The organism is Chitinophagaceae bacterium, assembly GCA_016710165.1.
Lineage (GTDB): Bacteria > Bacteroidota > Bacteroidia > Chitinophagales > Chitinophagaceae > Ferruginibacter.
This window is the reverse complement of sequence record JADJLJ010000001.1, coordinates 2,032,707-2,052,433: the sequence shown is the minus strand read 5'-3', so window position 1 is coordinate 2,052,433 and position 19,727 is coordinate 2,032,707. Positions and strand designations below refer to the sequence as shown.

The window sequence follows — 19,727 nt, the reverse complement described above, 5'->3', positions numbered from 1 at the left end:
ATCATTGCTTGATCAATTTGAAAGATCTTCTTTCTCCGTTTGTGAATTGCACCAGGGCAACATACATGCCTTTGCGCAGGATCCGCAGATCTAATTTTTCGGTAAAGTTCTGCTGGGTCGAATTCAGTTCTTTTGCATAAACCAATTTGCCTGACATATCAGCAATAATGATGGTTGGTTTAGAATTCGCATTTATTCTTTTTATATCCAGGGTGGCAAAATCAACCACCGGGTTTGGATAAACATTGGCATCATTTATACCTGTTTGCTGAGACGGGGCAGAAGCTACCAGCACAGTTACTATGTCTTTACCGGTTGCACCCTTGTTATCTGTAACAGTCAATTCAAAAACATAAACACCTTCAACCAGGTTGTTGATTGATGTTGTTGCTGTATTTGTTGAGGAAAGTACATTGTTGGATGGGCCGGATAATTGCTGCCATTCATATCCTGCAATGGTTCCATCCGTATCCGTACCACTGCCCGATAACGTGCCATTATTAGTTGGCAGCGTAAGTACCTGGTCAGGTCCTGCATTTGCAGCAGGAGGTATGTTAGCGGCATTAACAGTGATCAGTACGGTATCCCTTCCAACCGCTCCGTTGTTATCCGTAACCCTTAATTCAAATTGGTAAATGCCCAGAACAAGTCCTGTTACAGAAGTGGCAGAGGTCGCCGGGTTGGTGATGGTTGCAGCAGGGCCGGAGATCCTGGTCCACAAATAAGCCACAACGGTTCCATCCGGATCTGTACCGCTTCCGGACAGGATGATCGTATTGTTTGGCAGATCAATTGTCTGATCTGGTCCGGCATTAGCCGAAGGGGGCATATTTGCGGCAGTTGGGTTAACGGTCACCCGCACGGTATCCCTTCCAAAAGCACCGCTGTTGTCGGTAACCCTCAATTCAAACAGATAAACACCCTGAACAAGACCTGTAACAGAAGTGGCGGCTGTGTTGGGATTGGTGATGGTTGCAGCAGCAGGGCCTGAGACCTGCGTCCACAGGTATGCCGTGATGGTTCCATCCGGATCTATACCGCTGCCGGATAAAATAACCGTGCTATTCGGTAATACAATGGTCTGATCTGGTCCGGCATTGGCAGATGGAGGTGTGTTGGTTGCGCCGGGATTAACAATGACCCGCATGGTGTCTCTTCCGAATGCACCATTATTATCTGTAACCCTTAATTCAAATTGATACGTACCAACCACAAGTCCTGTTACGGAAGTGGCTGCCACGTTCGGGTTGGTAATTGTGCCTGCAGCCGGCCCGGAGATCTTGGTCCATAGATAAGCCGTAACAGTACCATTCGGATCTGTTCCGCTTCCGGAAAGGATAACAGAATTAGTTGGTAACGTTATGGTTTGATCTGGCCCTGCGTTGGCAGTTGGCGGAGTATTAGGTGTAGCATTCACGATCACCTGCATGGTGTCCCTTCCGAATGCGCCGTTATTATCTGTAACGCGTAATTCAAATCGGTATGTACCGGCTACCATGCCGGTCACTGCAGTGGCGGCCACGTTAGGATTGGTAATTGCACCGGCAGCAGGCCCGGCGATCTTGGTCCATAAATAAGCGACAACAGTACCATCCGGATCTGTTCCGCTTCCGGATAATATGACAGCGTTTGTCGGTAAAGCGATCGTTTGATCTGGTCCTGCATTCGCAGTGGGAGGTGTGTTGGTAGCGCCTGGATTTACTGTAACCTGGACAGTATCTCTGCCAGATGCGCCTCCGTTATCAGTAACTCGTAATTCAAATTGATATGTTCCAACCACAAGTCCGGTAACCGAAGTGGCGGCCACGTTCGGGTTGGTGATCGTTCCTGCAGCAGGACCTGAAACTTTGGTCCACAGGTAAGCTACGATGATACCATCCGGATCCGTACCGCTGCCGGATAATATAACAGATGTGGCAGGTAAGGTGATGGTTTGATTGGCTCCTGCATTGGCTGTTGGCGGAATGTTTGATGCGGAAGGATTAACAGTAACCTGTACGGTATCCCTTCCCGATGCCCCGCCATTATCCGTAACCCGTAATTCAAACTGGTAAACACCCTGCGTCAATCCTGTAACCGAAGTAGCAGCCGTTGTTGGGTTTGTAATGGTACCTGCAGCCGGCCCGGAGATCTTGGTCCATAAATAACCTGCAATGGTTCCATCCGTATCCGTACCACTGCCGGATAATATAACGAAGTTTGTTGGTAATGTAATGGTTTGATTTGGCCCGGCATTAGCTGTGGGCGGATTATTCGGAATAGCAGCATTTACGGTTACCTGAACGGTATCCCTGCCGAAGGCACCTGCATTATCCGTAACCCTTAATTCAAACCTGTAAACACCCTGTACCAAACCGGTAACAGTGGTTGAGGCTGCGTTTGGGGTTGTGATCGTACCGGCAGCCGGCCCGGCGATCTTGGTCCATAAATAAGCGGTGATGGTACCATCAGGATCTACCCCATTACCAAAAAGTGTAACAGTGTTTGTAGGTAAAGTAATGGTTTGGTCAGCACCTGCGTTGGCAACAGGTGGAATATTAGAAGAAGCATTAACAGTAACCTGCATGGTATCTCTTCCAAATGCCCCGCCATTATCCGTAACCCTCAGCTCAAAACGATATGTGCCTTGCACCAGGCCGGTAACAGTTGTTCCGGCAGTAGCCGGACTTGTGATCGTACCGGCAGCCGGCCCGGCGATCTTCGTCCACAGGTAAGCTGTAACCGTACCATCCGGGTCAGTACCGCTGCCTGCCAGTGTAACAGCATTAGTAGGTAAAGTAATTGTTTGATCCGGCCCTGCATTGGCAGTAGGCGGAATATTGGAAGAGGCATTCACGGTAACCTGCATGGTGTCTCTTCCAAAAGCACCTGCGTTATCGGTAACCCTTAGTTCAAAACGATATGTGCCTTGCACCAGGCCGGTAACAGTTGTACCGGCAGTGGTCGGACTTGTGATTGTACCGGCAGCCGGCCCGGCGATCTTTGTCCAGAGGTATGCTGTAACCGTACCATCCGGATCGGTGCCGCTGCCTGAAAGCGTTACAGAATTAGTAGGCAATGTGATTGTCTGATCAGGTCCTGCATTGGCAGTTGGCGGAATATTAGAAGCAGATGCATATTCTGCATAGCCCATATCCGGGGCAGTTCCATTATAAGGCAAACCGATATTTACACCGGCATCAATACAGGGTGATGCAGCCTGTAAAGTATAATAACCGCTGCCGACAAATAAAGGATTGACCGCTAAATTATTATTGTAAACATAATTAGCCGGGTTACCACCGGGCCAGGAGGGTGTATTGTTATTGCCATTCCCAAACCCATTGTTGTGGGTAAGTGTCATGCCATTGATATTGGTATTTCCGGCGCCGGCCGTACCCACGATCCAGGCACCTGCAAATCCGGTGAAGATGTTGTTCCGGATATGGATATTGCTGCAGTTCCCGTTATCCTGCGAGGAGAAATCGATCCCCCACCAGGGCTCATTTCCAGGCTTGGCCACAATGGTATTGTTGTATATGTAAAGGCCGTTTATATACGGGTCGTTGGTGCCTTCGCTGAAGATACCGATGCCGGTGCCATTGCCCCTGTAAATATTGCTGAACAGGTTACGGCGGATGATGTTATTGGTAAGGGCGCTGTACCCGCCGGTTGGAGGCGGATAGTTGTACCCACCGCTGTTACCGGGTCCCCGGGTGTTAAACTGTATGCCGGTGGAACTGTTGTTAATGATGTTGTCTTCAATGATGACGGATTCTGTTGCAAATTCCAGGATGATCCCGCTCTCAAAATTTGTATTTACTGTCGGGTGATCAAGCACATTGTGATGGATCCATGCACAAAAATTGTACGTGCCTTTGTAGTTGTAATTAAGGTCGATACAACCCTGGATCTGGTTGTTGGCAATTTCCAGTCCGCTTATGTTAAACAATTCAATGGCAAAATCCCAGTCACCGTTCTCGCCGGGATAGGTTCCCTGGTAATAGGCTTTCTTGAGGGTGTTGTTGTAAATCTTTACTCCTTTCAGCCAGCCATTCTCCCAGTATTTGATAGGCCATCCGTTCTTGAAGTTCACCCGCTGGTCCTGGATCATGGTATTGTTGTAGATCTCCATTCCGATCTGTCCACCGATATTAAGCTGTCCGGCACCATAACCATTGGTGCAACGGGCAGTATTCAACATGGTGTTGTTGTAAAATTTATTTCCGGTGGCGTAATGCCCAGGGTCCGTAAGTGGATTAAAAACCGTGTTGCCGTCAAAATTAACGCCCCGGTCATAAAAATTTATGATCCGGCAATCGTGAATAATTACATTACTGCGACCGCTTACATGTATGCCCCACCAGGTTTTATAGTTGGCTTCTGAAACATACTGCCCGTTGAACGTAATGCCGGAAATGGTCTGGTTACCGTTGGTATCCCAGCCCGAACTAAGGTTTAACAGGGTTGTCCACTGTCCGGTAATATTACTGAGTATGATGGAGTTGGCGATCCCTTCTCCTTCAAGGCTGACGCCTACAGCCAGGTTCGATTCCTGGGTTTCGGTGTAAGTACCCGGCAGTACATGGATGGTGTTACCGGCTGCTGTAACGGTGGAGGTTGCTTTGAACAATGTTCTCCAGGGATTGGCAAGGGTCCCGGTACCGGTGGCATCATTGCCCGTAGGGCTGATGTAATAAGTGGCGGCTTGTGTAAGGCTATAAAAGAATAGCGATAATGCCAGTAAAAATACTTTCATAGAATATCAAGATTTATTGGATGTATAACTATTATTAACGCTGTATTTACGCATTTAGTATCTGATCCATGGTACGTTGTAAATGCAAACAAAATAAAACTACTCATCCTGTTCACTGGATTGCTTTTTTGCAAAAATAGTGCTAGGTTTTTCAGCATTTGGTAGCCGAAATACTACCGCGGACCTAAAAATACCCGTATTTCTTATATGAATATTTGAAAAATGTATAAATGTGTGGAAACAAACATATGTGAAAATCCCCTGTCATGATTTTGTAATTTTGGGTGATTAGTAATCCACAGATGTTGATAAATTTTAATGATTTATTTATAAAACAACAGGCAAGTCAGGCAATAAATAAATGAATGCCCATGACAAATCCCAAACAAGTTTTGGCCAATGAAATTTGCATGGATATCCGTTTAATTTTATTTCTCTATTTTTAATTTACAAATACAATAAAAATAACATAATTCTGTTTTGAAGTGAATTGAAACCCCAGGGTTTCCTCACTAAAAATCCAAACAGTAAACAACACTGCTGACCTCCATGAAAAGAAGAACTTTTTTAGTAACCACAACCGCTGCGTTGGTTGTCGCATCCGTTCCTGTTATCAGGTATTACAGCAATGGGAAGAAGAACTACCATCCCCTGGTAATGCCTGCGGAACTGGGTAATTTTTGCGAAGAAAAGACGATCCGGGATATAGGAATTCAATACCGGAAACTGGTGCCGCAGGAAAGTGAAAAAGTAAAACTGGAACAGGTACTTCTGACAGACGATGCCGGGAAATCAATATCCGCGTCCGATAAAAATGCTGTTGCGGAATTGCTGGATAAAAAAATTCAAAATGATTTCAACAACTACAATATACAAATCCTCCTTGGGTGGGTTATTTCTGTAACAGAGGCACGGCAATGTGCATTATTTTCTTTAACCTGATAAAACCGGACCACAACACCTATGCATATCGATGCCAGACAATTAGATAACCAATCGGTAATTGAAGGAGACATCTGCATTATCGGAGCAGGCGCTGCCGGAATCAGTATTGCCCTTGACTGGGAGAACACACCATATAAAGTGATCCTGCTTGAAGGCGGGGGAATGGAATATGATGACCGGGTGCAGGAACTATACAATGGAAAACTTACCGGGCATCCGTATTACCCGATGAAAGCAAGCCGCCTGCATTATTTTGGCGGAAGCACCGGGCACTGGGGTGGCATGTGTTCCACTTTTGATGAGATCGATTTTAAAAAAAGGGATTGGGTCGAGAACAGTGGCTGGCCCATTACGCTGAAGGACATTTCCCCCTATTATCCGAAAGCTCACGATATCCTGGATCTTGGCCCTTTTGAATGGGGAACCGATTACTGGCTTAAACAAAACAATGCCTACAAGCTTTTGCCACTTGACGATAAAATCATCTGGAGCAAGATGTGGCATTTCAGTCCGCCAACAAGATTTGGAAATAAATACCGGGATGCGGTTGTTAATGCAAAGAACATTCATTTATATACTTACGCCAATGTGGTTGACATTACGGCCACAGAAAATGTTGCTTCCGTCAAACAGGTAACGGTAAAGAACTATGCCGGGAAAGAACATACTGTAAAAGCAAAGAAATTCATTTTGGCGTGCTGTTCCATTCAGAATGCAAGGGTATTACTTGCCTGCAATAAGCAGGCCCCTGCCGGCCTGGCAACGATAATGACCTGGTTGGGCGTTATTTCATGGAGCATGTTGAAATACAATCCGGTGAATTGTGGCTGAACCATACCGACCCTCTTTTGTTTTATAAGATGGACGGAGCAACCAAGATCCGGGCTGAATTGGCCATATCGCCGCAAAAGCAGGAAGAACTAAAAGTATTAAATGGTTCCATATCGCTGATGCCGCTGGCCATGTCCAAGCATGCCATACCCTCCATAAAAATATGGTCCGAGAATGACACACGTAAAGCACTGGATACTTTTCACAAATATTCAGCATTGGATAAACGAAACTATCTGCAGAAACTTTTCTCCAAAGGATTTTACCAGTCCTATGGTTTGTTTACAAGGGCCGAACAACTTCCCAACCCCGATTCAAGAGTGGTGCTGAGTGAAGAAAAAGACGAACTGGGTGTACCCCGTGCAAACCTGCACTGGGCATTATCTCCCATTGATAAAAAAACCGTGTATAATATTACCAGACTTTTAGGCCAGCAGATCGGCGCTGCCCGCCTGGGCCGGGTAAAGCTCCACGACTACCTGCTTAATGATGATCCGCAATTGCCGGATTATACCAGCGGCGGATGGCATCATTTAGGAACCACCCGGATGCACGAAGACCCGAAAAAAGGAGTAGTGGATGCCAACTGTAAAATTCACGGCATTGATAACATGTATGTTGCCGGGGCTTCCTGTTATACCACCGGGGGCGCTGTAAACCCAACGCTTACCTGTGTAGCCATAAGCCTTCGTCTTTCAGACCATGTAAAAAAAATAATGTAAATAGATCTGTTCAGGACCTGGTAAAGGAGCCCTTGTCTGTTGCAAAGATCAGCAGTTCACCTGTTTCTTTTTGCAAGCATTCTTTTTCTCCATTTGAAAAATATCCAGACCGATAGCAGAAGTAATAAGGCATGATAGGAAGCATTGAGCAAATAATGCCTTGACAGGTATGCAGGTATAGCGGCTGCATTGGCGGCTATCCACCAATACCAGCTCTCCACTTTTTTTCCGGTGAGCAGCCACATGCCGGTAATGGACGCCGCGTAAACGAAGGAATCGAGCGGGGCAACCGAGCCGGCAGCAAAATGTTGTTTAAAGAACAGCATCAATGTGTAAACGGCTGCATACGACAACCCGAATACCGTTGCCTGTATCAACCAGTCTTTTTTTGAAGAAGCAGTGATGCGTACTATGCGGTGATTTTTCCGGTCCCTTTTTGACCAGGTTATCCAGCCATAAATACTCATCGTCAAAAAATAAAGATACAGCAGTATATATCCCGGTAGTCCCTCCTCGTAACATAAAAAAAGAGAAAGCCCGGCGTATAATATGCAAACTGGGAAAGCATAGATGCTTTCCCTGCGGGAAAATAAAAAGAAAACAATAAAACAGATAAATGCAACAGCCTGCAGCGGGTTTATATTCTTTGCTTCATGGTAAAGTGGCCGCAGCAAATGCTCCCGGTAGTTAAAACCCTGGCCAAAACCCGCAGTGGAACCGGATTTGGTGTTTTTCTTAAAAAGGTAATTGGCCGGGGTGCCTATGATATAAAGGGGGTCATTGTTATTTCCGTTCTCCGATAAAATATTCTCTTCCACAAAAAAGGAGTCCAATGCTTTTGCCGGGTTTGCCACAATACAGGCAGCCCTGAAACCTTTAATGGTGTTTTTCCGGATCTTCATATTCACCACTTCTGCAGCCCCGGTTATTTCAATCCCATAAAAAGGGGCATTGCCGGGTGCAGCAATAAATGAGTTATTATGAACAAGCATGCCCGACAGGATGTAGTGGTTCACATTGCCGAGCAACGTGCCGCAGTTGATATTTATCCCGCTTCCGTTATTGCCATTGCCTGTCTTGCGGCCCAGGTCCTCAAAACGGTTATCCCGGATGATGATATCATTGAGGAAGGTATTTTCCTGTGCATTGAACAAAATGCCGCCCGAAATTTTGCTGAGCACATTCTTTTCAACGATCACCGATTCGGTCGACACTTCAAATATTATCCCGCTTTCGTAATGGCTGTTCAAAACCGGCTGGCCGATCTTGTTGTCATGTATCCAGACCCCGTGATCGTAATTGCCTTTGCTAACACTCACCAGGTCAATTGCTCCCTGGATGGTATTTCCGTAGATCTCCATGCCCCCGAGAACATTCCAGAACTCCAATGCAAAATCCCATCCGTTGTCTCCCGGGTAGTTGCCGGCGAAAGGAATTTTTGTGAAGACATTGTTGTATATCCTGACTCCCTTGAGGTAACCATCATTGTAATACTTTATCAGGTAACCATTCTGCCCATTGGGCCGCTGGTTTTGAACCATGGTATTGTTGTAGATGAGCATCCCCTCCTGCCCGCCGATGTTAAGGCACCCTCTTCCATATACTCCATTCGGGGTGTTGTATGCTGCACAGTTTGAAACCGTATTGTTGTAAAATCTGTTGCCGGTGGCATAAATGCCGGGGGGCTCGGCTTTATCATCACTCCTGCCATTAAAGATCACTCCCCGGTCCTTGAAGTCGGCGATCGTACAATCATAAATGCTTACGTTGCTTCGGCCGCTTACATGAATGGCCCAGAACGTGGAGAGGTTTTGCCCATCGAATTTTACATTGGAAATATGCTGGTCGCCGTTCGTTCCCTCTTCTGAACGAAGGGACAAAAGTTCTTTCCAGTCGGCTGTAAGTGTACTCTTTATCACCGACGATACCCCTTCGCCTTCAATGCTGACCCCTGCAGCCAAAGCAACCTGGCCGGTCTCCAGGTAGGTGCCGGCATTTACATGAATGATGCTGCCCGGCGTAGTAACAACAGTAGTTGCCTTGTACAAGGTCTGCCATGGATTACCGGCAGTGCCATTGCCTTTATCATCACTTCCGCCGGGGCTGATGTAATAGGTTTGTGCATTGCTGCCAAAAAAAGAGAACAGGATCACAAAGCTGCAAAGGAATCTCATCAACGGGGATCGTTTTAGACTTTGTAAATAACGATAATTATTTCTGATTGGCAAGAGACTCCAGGTCATTATATGTTTTGTTGCCCAGCAGCTGATGAAGCAGTTCCCGGTTTTTTGGGTCCTTAAGGGCCGCTAAATGATATTTATGGTGCAGGTCGGTACCAACCAGGCTGGCAAGGTCTTTTTCAATAATGAATTTTGCTGCTTTTCTTACATCTTTCCCGTAATAACCAATTAATGACAAAAGGTTTACCTGTAAATGAAAACCCATTTCTTTCAGGTGCTGGTAAACATTCGGGTTATTATGATAAAAGTGATACCGTTCGGGATGTGCCAGCACCGGTTTGTATCCCCGGCGAAGATCGCAGCCGTGATCGCTTCCAGGTTGACCGGCGGGGTGGAGTAGGATATCTCGGTGAGCAGGATATTCTTATGCAGCGTTAATAAAGGCGATCTGTTCCGCAGCAGATCTAAGAAATAATCATCGATCATGTATTCCGCAGCAGCCGACAGTTCAATATCCAGCCCGGCATTTTTACAGGCCGCCTTCGTTTCCTCCAAAGCGGTATTGATCGTTTCGGGTGTATTGCGGTACAGGTCGCCGATGATGTGCGGGGTGGCAATGAACTTCCGGATACCGAGGTCAAAAGTCCCTGTATCAGCTCCACCGAATTTTCCACATCGGGCGAACCGTCATCAATTCCGGGCAACAGGTGTGAGTGAATGTCTGTTGAAACAGGTAAACTGCTGTATATGTTTCCCTCCGTCCTTTTTTTTCTGAAGAAGTTAAACATGGTCAAGATTAAAGGGTTTATTAACTGGCACGGTTGAAAATAGAACAAATACCGGTTAGCGGCTGAAAAATTATTGTTAAGACCGGTAAAGAAAAACTTATTTCTTTTTCTCTTCCAGCACTTCTAAATTACTCTTGTCGAAAACGGCGGTCAGTTGCAGGCCCATACTTTCAATCTTCACACTGGCTTTGTTGCCGGTAACTTCAAGCAATAAGCCCTGGTAGTTCATCAGCACTCCCTGCCTGATCTTTACCCTTGCATTCACCGGCGTGGTATTCTCCTCCACGTTCACCGATTCAAATTCATTCAGGAATTTTTTCACTGTTTCAATCTCACTGTCCCGGATCCTGGCCGGACTGCCCATATAATGCACATAATTGAGGATGCCGTTCATGTTCATCAGTTCCCATTTCTGCTTTTCTTCCACGTGCACAAAAACATACGACTTGAACAAAGGCTCCAGTACTGTTTTCTTCCGGTCGCTCCACTGCTTCACCACTTTGTTCAGCGGGCAGTAAAATTCAATTCCTTTTGCTTCCAGCAGCGAAGCCACTTTTTTTTCCCAACGTGGTTTGGTGTACACGGCATACCAGTACCTTGTATCTTCTTTCATGGTTTTAATTCTTTAACAGGAATGTTCCTGGTTAATAAAAAAGGATACTGGGAGGGAATCAAGGGTGATGGTTCCGGCTAACGCCCCACACCCGGAACTACGGGCAGGCTTTCATTGCCCGTTTCATTCACAGATTGTACTGCAAAAAAATAATTATCTTTTGAATACGGCAAACGCATTTCGGTTCCCGTGGTAAATATTTTCTTCTGCCAGAAAGCGCTGGTGGTTTCCCGTACCAGCACATAATACCCTTTTACTTTTCCAACAGCCGGGGCTTTCCAGTACAGGAAACTTGAGTTGCTTAACCGCCTCACTTCTATTTTTACGGAATCAGGCACATAAGGCGCTTTGGAAAGATTGGCCAGGTTGCACAGGTTGAGGGCCGTGTTCCTGCGCAGGTATTCATAATCGATGTGTTCTTCCAGGTCACCATAGGCTATCCCGTTCTCTGTCCGCACATCCTGGTGCTGGCGGGTGTAATTTTCATTCATCTCGGTGATACGCACGGCCGCAAAACCTCTTTGTACATAAGGCGTGTGGTCACCACCCCGTAAAAAACGGTCGTTGCGGTAGATCAACACCACTTCCAGGTTATCTACATAGCGTTCACCGATCTCTTTTACATAGCGGGCAAGCTGTCTCGATCTGCCATCATTCTCCAAACCAAGGTTGCGGATACCGGCAGCATTTTTTTCCGTTTCAAAAGCAGGCAAGCCTTCACTGAACACACGGACCTTTGTATTGTTGATGATATTCGTTTCGTTGCTGTTGTTGCTGCCCATGATATCGTTGTTGAGCACCGCTACAATATTCCAGTTCTCTTTCTTTGCTTTTTCACTCATGAAGGTTGAGCCCAGCAATCCCTGCTCTTCGCCGCTTACGGCAACAAAGATCACCGTTGCCGGGAAACTGTGTTTGCTCATCACCCGGGCACATTCCATCACGGCTGCCGTTCCGCTGCCGTCGTCATCGGCGCCCGGGGAATCGCCGGTACGGTCCATCACATTGCTGCGCATATTGTCCAGGTGACCGCTGATGATGAAGATGCGTTTATCATTGGGGTCGGTCCCTTGTAAGGTTGCTACCACATTTCCCAGGAGTAAGGGTGCATCTACTCTTCTGCCATCCGGTTGTAACGTAATGGTATCAATAAAAGCAGATAACCTCCCGCCGGACAGCCGGGCAAAATCATTGAACCGGTTGAGTACCCAGGTTCTTGCTGCACCGATGCCACGTTTGGGATCTGTTTGAGTACTCAATGTATTGCGGGTTCCAAAAGCCACCAGTGTTTTGATGTAACTCTTCAGGGAATCAGCTGAAACCTCTTTTACCATTCTTTCGATCTCGGGGTCACGCTGGATGATGGTCTGCGAAATTGAAGTATGAAAAGAAAACAATGCAGCTATGAATAATACCTTTCTCATAAAACCGGGGGTTGAGTATAAATATACAAAGAAAGCGGGAATATGATCTCCAGGCCAACAGGCCTAATGGACGTTTGTAATGCTGAGGCAGGAAGTGCCCTGTTTCTCTTTCTTTACTTTTTGTCTTGATACAAAAAGTAACAAAAAAATCAAGGCAGGAACGGGCTGTCATCGTTCCTGCCTGACAGCTATGTTCGGCGTTTGTGCTACTGTGACTTCAATATTTTATCTCTGCTCTTAAACTAAAAGTTGCAAACTAAGCAGGTAGCTTTATCATACATTGACACCATTCATTACTAATTAAGTATTACAATTTAAAGGTAGATTTTAAATCAGGTTCTTTAAAGTAAGGGTGAGCATGAAAATTCATTTACCAACTACACAAAAAAAATTAACTTCGCCCCCTAAACAAATGACTATGAGCAAAGGACCTGTTTCCCAGTATATTGAACATCATTACCGCCACTTCAACGCAGCGGCTTTAATGGATGCTGCCAAAGGATACGTGACACACCTGGAGGAAGGCGGCAAAATGATGGTAACCCTTGCCGGGGCCATGAGTACGGCAGAACTGGGCCTCAGCCTGGCTGAAATGATCCGGCAGGATAAAGTGGCCATCATCAGTTGCACCGGCGCCAACCTGGAAGAAGATATCATGAACCTGGTGGCGCACAGTCATTATAAACGGGTGCCTAACTACCGCGACCTGAGCCCGCAGGAAGAATGGGACCTGTTGGAAAACCATTATAACCGCGTTACCGATACCTGCATACCGGAAGAAGAAGCATTCCGCCGGTTACAGAAACATATTCATCAAATATGGAAAGATGCGGAAGATAAGGGCGAACGTTATTTTCCGCATGAGTACATGTACAAGATGTTGCTGAGTGGCGTGCTGGAACAATATTATGAAATTGATCCGAAGAACAGCTGGATGCTTGCTGCTGCAAAAAAGAATATTCCGATTGTGGTGCCGGGTTGGGAAGACAGTACGATGGGAAATATTTTTGCGTCCTATGTTATCAAGAATGAATTGAAGGCGACCACCATGAAGAGTGGTATTGAATACATGGTATGGCTGGCAGACTGGTACCGCAATAATTCATCCGGCAAGGGAGTTGGATTCTTCCAGATAGGCGGAGGTATTGCCGGCGACTTCCCGATATGCGTGGTGCCCATGATGTACCAGGACCTGGAGTGGCACGACGTTCCGTTCTGGAGTTATTTCTGCCAGATCAGTGATTCTACCACATCCTATGGTTCTTACTCCGGCGCTGTGCCAAACGAAAAGATCACCTGGGCAAACTTGATATCAATACACCCAAATTCATTGTAGAAAGTGATGCTACCATCGTGGCGCCGCTGATCTTTGCGTGGGTGTTGGGATGGTAGTGAATATTGAACAAGGAACAAGGAATGCTGAATTACGAAGTAATTAACTCCAATCAACATTCCTTGTTCCTTGTTTCTTGTTCAATATTCCTATCGGGTTCCCATATTCAGCGGCGTATCCCTCTTCAGCATCTCATCACGGTTGGCCATTTCCCAGGCAGTGTGAAAGATCATACGGGCCCTTTTTTCAAACAGGTCCCAGTTTATCTTGTCAACCGTGTCGGTTGGTTTATGATAATCTGCTTTCAGCATACCGTCATAGAAAAATAAAATGGGCACTCCTTTGCGGGCAAAATTGTAATGGTCGCTGCGGAAGTAGATCCGGTTCTGGTCATTGGGATCGTCAAACTTATAATCAAGCACCAGTTGGGTGTATTTATTATTCATTCCTTCATTGATGACCGGGAGGTCGCTGCTGATCTTATCGTGACCGATCACGTAAACATAATTCAGGCTGTCTGCCGTTTTTCTTTCGGTATCAACCCTGCCGATCATGTCAATATTCAGGTCCACCGTGGTTTTATCCAAAGCGTAGAAAGGATGGTCGCTATAATATTCACTTCCCCATAACCCTTTTTCCTCACCGCTGACGGTCATAAAGACCAGTGTTCTCCGGGGCCTGTTGCCTTCCCTGGCAGCTTTCATAAATGCTTCTGCCATCTGGATAACGGCAACCGTTCCGCTGCCGTCATCATCGGCCCCGTGGTATATCTGCCCGTTGCGCATACCCAGGTGATCGTAGTGTGCAGTAAGAAAAACATACTCGTCTTTTTTATCGGTTCCTTCAATGATGCCGACAACATTGCTTGCATTGATGGTATTGCGGTATTTGCTGAAGCTGAAACCGGTCTTATACTTTTTCTCATAGCCATTTATCTTCAGCAGTTCACTTTTTTTTGCGGAAACAATTACAGAATCCAAGGCAAAGCCATCCCCGATGATGGTTTTTGCAAAAGCATGGGAAAGCAATGCATAGTTTAACATTTTGGCATCGTTGGCCCGGGGAAAATAAACGCCTGTTTTTTACCATTCTCAACCGCCCGCTGGTTAAAACTTTCCTGCTGGGGTTGATCACCAAGGCACCCGCTGCTCCTTTGGACGCGGCAACAGCCAGTTTTTTTGTTATGCCGGGGAAGCTCCATTCGCTGCCACGGGTGGTTCCGCTTGATGATGAACTTCCCGTCTTTTTTGGGTTCGCCCAAAAAGAAGACAACCACTTTGCCTTTTACATTTACGTTCGTGTAATCGCTGTAGGCTTTGTCGTCGATGCCATAGCCGACGAAGACTATTTTTTTGCCTTTGAATTTTCCATTTTCATTTGAGTTCATCGGGCTGATGAAATCCGTCCCGAACACAGCGTCTTTTCCACCGGCACTAAGGGTGGTGGTTAACAGGCTGTCCTGGTAAAGGGGATAATATTGCTGGTACCCATTCAAAGAAGGCGCCGGTTGCAATCCCATTGCTTTGAACTGGGATTCGATATAGGCTGCCGCTTTGCGCTGGCCTTCGGTGCCTGTTTCCCTTCCCTGCATTTCGGCACTGGCTACAATGCTGAGGTGTTTATTAAGGCCGTTGCCTGTGATAACTGTGGCGTACCTGGCTGCAGGATCGGTTTGCGCAAATGCCGTACTGATGCCAAGCACCAGGATGAGTGATAAAACTGTTTTTTTCATTTGTAGATTTTAATTGCAGGCAAAATACTGAAATCAATAAAGCCCGGCTTTATTATTTTGATAAGCGGTGAGGGATTTGGTATGGAAAGTGAATAAAGTATATAAGGTCTGTTCCGTAAGATAACCCGGTTTACTTTATATACTTTTTATACCTGCTTACGTATTCCATTTCGCCCGGGAATGCTAACAGGTTATTTTCTTAACCCTGTTTTCATGTCGTCCACCTTCAAAAACGGTGTTCATGAAAACATCGAGCATTTTTTCAGCATCGCCGTCCCGTACAAAACGGGCGGGTATACAGATGACATTGGCATCATTGTGTTTGCGGGCCAGTTCTGCCAGTTCTTCTCCCCAGCAAATGGCCGCACGTATGCCCCTGGTGTTTATTGGCGGTGATGGCTACGCCATTGGCACTGCCGCATAATAAGACCCCGAAAGCCGCTTCTCCTTTTTCAACGGCTGATGCAACCGGGTGTGCAAAGTCGGGATAGTCAACCGAGTCTTTGCTGTAGGTTCCAAAATCTTTAAATGCAACTCCTTCTCCTTCCAGAAAAGAGATCAGGTCTTCTTTGCAATCAAATCCTGCATGATCGCACCCGAGGGCAATGGGAAGTTTTAAAATTGAAAGGAGACATTCTAAATCGTTTAAAGGTTTGGACGTTTAAAGGTTTAAGGTTGGATCAGTTGTTCAAAGTTAGGCAAACCTTTTTAACCCTTAAACTTTTTAACCCTTTAACCCTTCCTTAGCTCCATTCTTTTTCTTCTTTGGCTTTTTGCCTGTCGATCCGGGCCACCAGGAAAATACTTATCTCATAGAGGAGTAAGAGCGGGACAGCAACAATTATCTGGCTGGTAATATCGGGAGAAGGGGTTATGATGGCGGCAACAATGAGAATGATTATGAATGCATATTTCCGGTAATTCCTCAGGAATTTTGATGTGATCAGACCGATTTTGCCCATTACATAGGCGAGGATGGGCAATTCAAATGCGATCCCGCAACCCAGGACCAGGTTTGTCAGGCTGTCGATATAATCATTGATGGAAGGCCGGTAGAGTATCATCCCGGATTTTCCAAGGGTAAAACTGGCTAAAAAATTAAATGTGAACGGGGCAAGGAGGTAATACCCAAAGGCCGACCCGATAAAAAAACAAAGCGATACCCAGAATATACTGCCCCGGGCATATCTTTTTTCTTTTGGGGAAAGCGCCGGCTTGACAAAACGCCAGAATTCCCAAAAAAGATACGGAAATGCAATGATCACAGCGCCGATCAGGGCAATGGAAATGGCCGAGGTAAATGTGCCATTGACAGCCGTTACCTGGAAGTCGATCTTTATTGGCGGCATGCATAGCCTGTCCCCGATACCGATCCAATGGCTGAAATTGCACAGGGCGGAATACGTAATAAAATTCTCACTGGCGGGCGCCAGGATGATCTCATCGTATACCCAGTCAATAAAAACAAAGATAAAAATGGCGGCTGCCAGCCAGACAACAACAGAACGCATCAAATGCCAGCGCAGGGCCTCCAGGTGACCCATAAAGGACATTTCCTCGGGCTCCGGATTATTCTTGTTCTGGATGCGTTTAAAAAAAGATTTTCTATCGGATGCTGATGTTGCCAATACAATGATTTGGACGGCAAAGGTAAAGTACTCTTGGTTTAATCAGAAACCTGCTTTTATTTTCATTCTTAGCATCGTTTCAGCCGCTCAACAGCCTGCCTGCCGGAAAAAGAGAAGCCCCCGTAGAAACAGGGGCCGTTACCAAAACTAACTGCTTATGAGAAAATTTGAATTTCGTTGTTATGTATAGTATTACGCAAAACAGGTGCCAAAAGTTTCAGGCTTTTTGTTAAGCATTCCTTAAATGCAACAGGCCATTTATAGTAACGTAAAAAATGGACGGATTATTTTAACCGGTTACACGGCATTTTAGCCGGGAACCGGTAGTAAATGCGTGCATCAAGATGCTGATCAGGGGGATAATGGTTAAAAATATAAAAGCACTCCCGTTTAGTGGATGTGTCCGGATAGGGCATACCAGCCCTTTTAATTCTGCATAGTCAGCTTTTCTGCATTTTCGGCAAACTGGAGGGCTTCCAGGAATTCCTGGAGATCCCCGTTCAAAACAGCATCCAGGTTGTATACGGTTAACCCGATGCGGTGGTCGGTAACCCTGCCCTGGGGGAAATTATAGGTTCTGATCTTGGCACTCCGGTCGCCGGTACTTACCAGGCTCTTTCTTTTGTGTGCAATGGCTTCTTCTGCTTTCCGTACTTCTTCATCGTACAGCCGGGTACGCAGCATGTCCATGGCCTTTTCCCGGTTGGCAAGCTGGGTACGTTCGGTTTGACAAACCACGGTAATCCCTGTTGGTTTATGGGTCAGGAATACCTTGGTTTCAACCTTGTTTACATTCTGTCCGCCTGCACCACCGCTCCGGGCAGTTTCCATTTTTACATCACTTTCCTTCAGCTCAAAATCTATTTCATCGGCTTCGGGCATTACTGCCACGGTGGCAGCACTGGTGTGTACCCGTCCGCTGGCTTCGGTGTCAGGCACTCGCTGAACCCGGTGTACGCCACTTTCAAATTTCAATATCCCATACACATCATCGCCAACCACTTCCACCTGAACTTCTTTGTATCCTCCAACGGTACCCTCACTTTCACTTAGTATGGCTGTTTTCCAACCTCTCTTTTCGCAGTATTTCAGGTACATTCTCAGCAGGTCCCCTGCAAACAAAGAAGCCTCATCACCACCGGTACCCGCACGTATTTCCAGGATGGCATTTTTTTCATCGTACGGATCTTTGGGGATAAGCATATTGCGTAATTGCCTTTCCAGGCTCTCTTTTTTTTCCTCCAATGCAGGAAGTTCCTGTTTGGCCAGCGTCCTCATTTCATCGTCATCACCGTTCAGCACCTCTTTGTTGAATTCAATGTCGTCCAGCAGCTTTATGTACTCATTGCGGGCGTTAACGATCTTTTCCAGGCTCCGGTATTCCTTACTGGTGGCAGCAAATTTTTTATTGTCGCTCACGATCTCGGGGTTGGTAAGCGCTACCGCCAGGTTATCGAACCTTCCTTTAATGGCATCCAGTTTATCTAACATAGTATCTTTGTTCCGGTTCCCCCCGGGGAGGACCGTATTTTATAATTATTTTTTGCTGCTTTTTGTTCCGGCAACTGCGGGAGGCGCAAATTTACATCATATCAACCATTCGTTTTGTACAGGAAATTTTCAGCCGACCATATTTTCAACGGGTACAGTATCCTCCGGCAACAGGTCCTGATAACGGATCCTGCGGGGGTAATTGTTGACCTGGTCAATGAAAAAGAAGCCGGGGAGGGGATAGAGAAATTTACCGGGATACTCAGCCCCGGCTTTATCAACTGCCATTGCCATCTTGAGCTCTCGCACATGCGGGGCCATATTCCCAGGCATACCGGCCTGGTTGATTTTGTTCTGAAAGTGGTAAATGAAAGACATTTTGAAGAGGCGGAGATACTATCGGCCATTGACACCGCAGAAACTGAAATGCGGGAGAACGGGATCGTTGCTGTGGGGATATTTGTAACAACACGATTACCATTCCGCAGAAGACAAAAGGCAGGTTGCAGTATCATAATTTTATTGAAGCCAGTGGTTTTCCGCCAGCCGTTGCTGCACTGCGGTTTCAACGGGCGGTGGATCTTTATAATGCGTATTCAGCTTCACTGCCGGCAAACTCCATTGTGCCGCATGCACCTTACTCGGTATCGGCTGAAATGTTCCGGATGATCGATGCGTTTCCCGGTAATAAACTTTTAACCATCCACAACCAGGAAATTGCTGCAGAGGATGAATTGTTTGAAAAAGGCAACGGAGATCTTTTAAGATTGTATGAAAAAATGGGCATTGATATTTCTTTCTTTCAGCCCTCCGGCAAAAACAGCCTGCAAACATTTTTACCTTATTTCGGGAAAGGTCAATCCCTCATCCTGGTGCATAATGTATGCACAACAGAAAAGGACATCGCATTTATAAAATCACAAATTACAGACCCCCGGCTCCACACTGTTCTTTGTCTTTGTCCCAATGCCAATCTCCATATCAGCAACAGGTTGCCGGAGGTACAGATGCTTATGCAGCAGGGAGTGGATATTGTGCTGGGAACCGACAGCCTTGCTTCCAATGATACCCTGAGTATACTGGAAGAAATAAAAACCCTGCAAAAAAATTTCCCGGGAACCGAACTCGCCGAATTGCTCAAATGGGCAACTGCCAATGGCGCTGCAGCTTTGCAGCTGGATATAAAACTTGGTAGTTTTGAAAAAGGAAAACAGCCGGGGGTGGTCTTGATAGAAGGGACAGATAATCTTCAGCTAAATAAAGAAACTTATGCAAAAAGAATTTTGTAAAGGATCTTTAACG

The 19,727-nt window shown here is 46.2% G+C and carries 13 protein-coding genes and 3 pseudogenes; 5 read left to right on the top strand and 11 right to left on the bottom strand.

Annotated features, from left to right (window positions below):
- Position 1: 1 nt before the first annotated feature.
- Entirely contained in the window at positions 2-4,738 is a 4,737-nt protein-coding gene (locus IPJ02_08900; GenBank protein MBK7375656.1) for a T9SS type A sorting domain-containing protein, read from the bottom strand.
- 549 nt (positions 4,739-5,287) lie between these two features.
- Here IPJ02_08900 and IPJ02_08895 point away from each other — a divergent pair.
- From IPJ02_08895 to IPJ02_08885, 3 genes are read left to right on the top strand one after another with little or no spacing between them, the layout of a single operon-like run.
- A complete protein-coding gene (locus IPJ02_08895; GenBank protein ID MBK7375655.1) occupies positions 5,288-5,680 on the top strand; it encodes a hypothetical protein in 393 nt (130 codons plus the stop codon).
- Between the two features lie 21 nt (positions 5,681-5,701).
- Positions 5,702-6,514 carry a GMC family oxidoreductase gene (locus IPJ02_08890; protein MBK7375654.1) on the top strand — a complete coding sequence of 271 codons (813 nt, stop codon included), beginning with the start codon at positions 5,702-5,704 and terminating at the stop codon, positions 6,512-6,514.
- Positions 6,475-7,236 carry a hypothetical protein gene (locus IPJ02_08885; GenBank protein MBK7375653.1) on the top strand — a complete coding sequence of 254 codons (762 nt, stop codon included), beginning with the start codon at positions 6,475-6,477 and terminating at the stop codon, positions 7,234-7,236. Before IPJ02_08890 ends, IPJ02_08885 begins: the two co-directional genes overlap by 40 nt.
- Before the next feature lie 56 nt (positions 7,237-7,292).
- On the opposite strand, the gene IPJ02_08880 is transcribed toward IPJ02_08885, so the two are convergent.
- The 5 genes from IPJ02_08880 to IPJ02_08860 all read right to left on the bottom strand — a co-directional run bounded on the left by IPJ02_08880 (position 7,293) and on the right by IPJ02_08860 (position 12,241).
- The gene (locus tag IPJ02_08880) at positions 7,293-9,410 is read right to left on the bottom strand and encodes a nicotinamide mononucleotide transporter (GenBank protein MBK7375652.1); all 2,118 of its coding nucleotides are present in this window, start codon (positions 9,408-9,410) and stop codon (positions 7,293-7,295) included.
- 37 nt (positions 9,411-9,447) lie between these two features.
- Positions 9,448-9,681: a hypothetical protein gene (locus tag IPJ02_08875; protein MBK7375651.1), complete on the bottom strand. Its 234-nt coding sequence runs from the start codon at positions 9,679-9,681 to the stop codon at positions 9,448-9,450.
- Between the two features lie 5 nt (positions 9,682-9,686).
- Positions 9,687-9,971 carry a hypothetical protein gene (locus IPJ02_08870; protein ID MBK7375650.1) on the bottom strand — a complete coding sequence of 95 codons (285 nt, stop codon included), beginning with the start codon at positions 9,969-9,971 and terminating at the stop codon, positions 9,687-9,689.
- A gap of 330 nt (positions 9,972-10,301) precedes the next feature.
- Entirely contained in the window at positions 10,302-10,817 is a 516-nt protein-coding gene (locus IPJ02_08865; GenBank protein ID MBK7375649.1) for a UpxY family transcription antiterminator, read from the bottom strand.
- A gap of 77 nt (positions 10,818-10,894) precedes the next feature.
- Positions 10,895-12,241, bottom strand: coding sequence for a M20/M25/M40 family metallo-hydrolase (locus tag IPJ02_08860; GenBank protein MBK7375648.1), 1,347 nt, complete (start codon positions 12,239-12,241; stop codon positions 10,895-10,897).
- Positions 12,242-12,659: 418 nt separating this feature from the next.
- Between IPJ02_08860 and IPJ02_08855 the strand changes: the two are divergent.
- Positions 12,660-13,633: pseudogene (locus IPJ02_08855) on the top strand (deoxyhypusine synthase family protein).
- Positions 13,634-13,723: 90 nt separating this feature from the next.
- Here IPJ02_08855 and IPJ02_08850 read toward each other — a convergent pair.
- The 5 genes and pseudogenes from IPJ02_08850 to prfA form a co-directional block, all read right to left on the bottom strand.
- Positions 13,724-14,617: a M28 family peptidase gene (locus IPJ02_08850; GenBank protein MBK7375647.1), complete on the bottom strand. Its 894-nt coding sequence runs from the start codon at positions 14,615-14,617 to the stop codon at positions 13,724-13,726.
- Complete coding sequence (locus IPJ02_08845; protein ID MBK7375646.1) at positions 14,611-15,306, bottom strand: hypothetical protein; 696 nt, start codon at positions 15,304-15,306, stop codon at positions 14,611-14,613. Before IPJ02_08845 ends, IPJ02_08850 begins: the two co-directional genes overlap by 7 nt.
- A gap of 183 nt (positions 15,307-15,489) precedes the next feature.
- A pseudogene (gene rpiB, locus IPJ02_08840) lies at positions 15,490-15,928 on the bottom strand (ribose 5-phosphate isomerase B).
- Between the two features lie 121 nt (positions 15,929-16,049).
- Positions 16,050-16,859 (bottom strand): twin-arginine translocase subunit TatC, encoded by an 810-nt coding sequence (gene tatC / locus IPJ02_08835; protein MBK7375645.1) that lies wholly within the window; start codon positions 16,857-16,859, stop codon positions 16,050-16,052.
- 501 nt (positions 16,860-17,360) lie between these two features.
- On the bottom strand, positions 17,361-18,425 hold the full coding sequence (gene prfA, locus IPJ02_08830) for a peptide chain release factor 1 (GenBank protein MBK7375644.1): 1,065 nt from the start codon (positions 18,423-18,425) through the stop codon (positions 17,361-17,363).
- A gap of 114 nt (positions 18,426-18,539) precedes the next feature.
- Between prfA and IPJ02_08825 the strand changes: the two are divergent.
- Positions 18,540-19,714: pseudogene (locus tag IPJ02_08825) on the top strand (amidohydrolase family protein).
- The last annotated feature ends 13 nt before the right edge of the window (positions 19,715-19,727 follow it).

Coding starts and splice junctions, on each gene's coding strand:
- IPJ02_08900 (MBK7375656.1), bottom strand. CDS start 4,738: ATGAAAGTATTTTTACTGGCATTATCGCTATTCTTTTATAGCCTTACA.
- IPJ02_08895 (MBK7375655.1), top strand. CDS start 5,288: ATGAAAAGAAGAACTTTTTTAGTAACCACAACCGCTGCGTTGGTTGTC.
- IPJ02_08890 (MBK7375654.1), top strand. CDS start 5,702: ATGCATATCGATGCCAGACAATTAGATAACCAATCGGTAATTGAAGGA.
- IPJ02_08885 (MBK7375653.1), top strand. CDS start 6,475: ATGGAGCATGTTGAAATACAATCCGGTGAATTGTGGCTGAACCATACC.
- IPJ02_08880 (MBK7375652.1), bottom strand. CDS start 9,410: ATGAGATTCCTTTGCAGCTTTGTGATCCTGTTCTCTTTTTTTGGCAGC.
- IPJ02_08875 (MBK7375651.1), bottom strand. CDS start 9,681: ATGGGTTTTCATTTACAGGTAAACCTTTTGTCATTAATTGGTTATTAC.
- IPJ02_08865 (MBK7375649.1), bottom strand. CDS start 10,817: ATGAAAGAAGATACAAGGTACTGGTATGCCGTGTACACCAAACCACGT.
- IPJ02_08860 (MBK7375648.1), bottom strand. CDS start 12,241: ATGAGAAAGGTATTATTCATAGCTGCATTGTTTTCTTTTCATACTTCA.
- IPJ02_08850 (MBK7375647.1), bottom strand. CDS start 14,617: ATGTTAAACTATGCATTGCTTTCCCATGCTTTTGCAAAAACCATCATC.
- IPJ02_08845 (MBK7375646.1), bottom strand. CDS start 15,306: ATGAAAAAAACAGTTTTATCACTCATCCTGGTGCTTGGCATCAGTACG.
- tatC (MBK7375645.1), bottom strand. CDS start 16,859: ATGTCCTTTATGGGTCACCTGGAGGCCCTGCGCTGGCATTTGATGCGT.
- prfA (MBK7375644.1), bottom strand. CDS start 18,425: ATGTTAGATAAACTGGATGCCATTAAAGGAAGGTTCGATAACCTGGCG.